Below are 2,971 nucleotides of genomic sequence, written 5' to 3'. Positions count from 1 at the left end.
GGCGGCCCAGCCGGCGCCGCGTGCCTGCAGCCAGGCGCGGGTGAAGCCGTCGCGGCCGTGGGCGGCGAACAGCTCGGCCATGAGCGCCTGGTCGGTCTTGGACGAGGCGGCGGCGAAGGCGAGCGCGACCTCGCCCAGTCCCAGCTCGAACAGCCGGTTGCCGCGGCGGGACTGGCAGTAATAGTCGCGCTTGGGCGTGGCTTGGCTGAGGATCTCGATCTGGCGATCGGACAGACCGAACCGGCGATAGGTCGCCGCAATCTGGGGCTCGAGCGCGCGCTCGTTGGCGAGGAACACTCGCGTCGGGCAGCTCTCGATGATCGCCGGCGCGATCGGGCTGTTGTCGATGTCGGCGAGCGACTGGGTGGAGAACACCACGCTGGCGTTCTTCTTGCGCAGCGTCTTCAGCCACTCGCGCAGCTGACCGGAGAAGCCCTCGTCGTCGAGCGCCAGCCAGCCCTCGTCGACGATCAGGAGCGTCGGCCGGCCGTCGAGCCGGTCCTCGATGCGGTGGAAGAGGTAGGCGAGCACGGCGGCCGCCGCGCCCGTGCCGATCAGCCCCTCGGTCTCGACCGCCTGCACGTCGGCTTCGCCCAGCCGCTCGGCGTCGGCGTCGAGCAGCCGGCCCCAGGGGCCGTTGAGGCAGTAGGGCTGGAGCGCGCGCTTGAGCGCCTGGCTCTGGAGGAGCACCGACAGGCCGGTCAGGGTGCGCTCGTGGACGGGCGCGGACGCCAGCGAGCCGAGCGCGGCCCAGAGAAGCTCCTTCACCTCGGGCGTGACCGCGACCTTCTCGCGTCCGAGGATCGCCGCGACCCACTCCGCCGCCCAGGCCCGCTCCTCGGACAGGTGGATGCGCGCGAGCGGTTGGAGCGCGACCGGCTCGGCAGCGTCCTCCGACAGCGAGCCGCCGAGGTCGTGCCAGTCGCCGCCCATGGCGAGCGTCGCCGCGCGGATCGAGCCGCCGAAGTCGAAGGCGAAGATCTGGGCGCGCTCGTAGCGGCGGAACTGCATCGCCATGACGGCCAGGAGCACGCTCTTGCCCGCGCCGGTCGGCCCGACGATCATGGTGTGGCCGACATCGCCGACGTGGAGCGAGAAGCGGAACGGCGTCGAGCCCTCGGTCTTGGCGACGAACAGCGTTGGCGCGTCGAAATGCTCGTCGCGGGATGGCCCCGCCCATACCGCCGAGAACGGCATCATGTGGGCCAGGTTGAGCGTCGAGATCGGTGGCTGGCGGACGTTCGCGTAGAGCTGGCCGGGCAGCGATCCGAGCCAGGCTTCGACCGCGTTCACCCCCTCGCGGATGCAGGTGAAGTCGCGGCCCTGGATGGTCTTCTCGACCAACCGCAGCCGCTCGTCGGCGGCGCGCGCGTCCTCGTCCCACACCGTCACGGTCGCGGTGACGTAAGCCTCGCCGATCAGGTCGGAGCCGAGCTCCTGGAGCGCCATATCAGCGTCGGCCGCCTTGTTGGCGGCGTCCGAGTCCATCAGCACCGACGCCTCGTTGGTCATCACCTCCTTGACGATGGCCGCGATCGACTTGCGCTTGGCGAACCACTGCCGGCGGATGCGCGACAGCACCTTGGTGGCGTCGGTCTTGTCGAGCGCCACCGCCCGCACGCACCAGCGGTACGGGAAGGCGAGCCGGTTGAGGTCGTCGAGCAGGCCCGGCCAGGTTCGCGACGGGAAGCCCAGCACCGTCAGCGTGCGCAGGTGCGCGTTCCCGAGCCGCGGCTCGAGTCCGCCGGAGAGCGGCTCGTCGACCAGGATGGCGTCGAGGTGCATCGGCGTCTCGGGCACACGCACGGCGTGGCGGCGGGTCGAGACCGTCGAGTGGAGGTAGGTGAGCGTCTCCTCGTCGGAGAGCCAGACCGCCTCGGGCATGAAACCGTCGAGCAGGGCCAGGACGCGGTCGGTGCGGTCGACGAAGCCGGTCAGCGCCGCCCGGCCGTCCGCGCCGGCCGCGGCGCGGTTCTCGTAGAGCCAGCCCTCCGCGCGGTCGGCGGCGTCAGCCGGCGGCAGCCAGACGAAGGTCAGGAAGTAGGCGCTCTCGAAGTGTGCGCCCTCCTCCTCGAACTGGAAGCGCCGTTCCATCTCGACCAACGCGGATGCGGCGTCGGGAAAGCGGCTGCGCGGATAGCGGTTGGCGGGCACGCGCTGCGCCTCGACGAACACCGCCCAGCCGGAGCCGAGCCGGCGCAGCGCGCCGTTCAGGCGCGCCGTGGTGGAGACCAGTTCGGCCGGCGTGGCGGAGTCGAGGTCCGGCCCGCGGAACCGGGCCGTTCGCTGGAACGAGCCATCCTTGTTGGCGATGACGCCCGGGGCGACCAGCGCCGCCCAGGGCAGGAAGTCGGCCAGCGCCTGCGGCTTCTTGCGATACTCGGCGAGGTTCAGCATGGCGCCTCAGCTTCCGAGATGCGCGGGGTAGCGCAGGTGGCGGCGCACCACATCGACGAAGGCCGGGTCGCGGCGCGCCGCCCAGACCGCGGCCAGGTGGCCGATCAGCCAGAGCGCCGCGCCGACCACCCACAGCCGCAAGCCGAGGCCGACGGCGGCGGCGAGCGTGCCGTTGATGATCGCGACCGTCCGCGGCGCGCCGGCCATCAGGATCGGCTCTGTCAGCGACCGCCGAACCGGCGCGTAGAAGCCTGCCACGGGATCGTCGCTCTCCAGCATCAGACGAGCGCCCCGCCGGAGAAGGAGAAGAACGACAGGAAGAACGAGCTGGCGGCGAAGGCGATCGAGAGGCCGAAGACGATCTGGATCAGGCGGCGGAACCCCCCCGACGTGTCGCCGAAGGCGAGCGTCAGGCCCGTCACCACGATGACGATGACCGACAGGATCTTGGCGACGGGTCCCTGGATCGAGTCGAGGATCGACTGGAGCGGCGCCTCCCAGGGCATGTTGGAGCCGGCGGCGTAGGCGGGCGCGCTGATAGCGGCGAGCGCGAGCACGGTGGCGGCGCCGGCGA

The 2,971-nt window shown here is 71.6% G+C and carries 3 protein-coding genes; all 3 read right to left on the bottom strand.

What is annotated here, in order from left to right:
- Window positions 1-2,397, bottom strand: a 2,397-nt coding sequence (gene trbE / locus HUU96_RS14015; protein WP_174293361.1) for a conjugal transfer protein TrbE, incomplete at its 3' end; no start/stop codon positions are given.
- A gap of 6 nt (window positions 2,398-2,403) precedes the next feature.
- Entirely contained in the window at window positions 2,404-2,676 is a 273-nt protein-coding gene (locus HUU96_RS14010; protein ID WP_174293360.1) for a VirB3 family type IV secretion system protein, read from the bottom strand.
- Window positions 2,676-2,971: TrbC/VirB2 family protein (locus HUU96_RS14005; RefSeq protein WP_438827088.1), on the bottom strand; the 296-nt coding region annotated here is incomplete at its 5' end. The genes HUU96_RS14010 and HUU96_RS14005, both read right to left, overlap by 1 nt.

It is taken from the genome of Sphingomonas bacterium (genome assembly GCF_903644135.1).
Lineage (GTDB): Bacteria > Pseudomonadota > Alphaproteobacteria > Sphingomonadales > Sphingomonadaceae > Sphingomonas.
The sequence above is the reverse complement of the archived record's forward strand: the minus strand, read 5'-3'. Positions and strand labels throughout refer to the sequence as shown.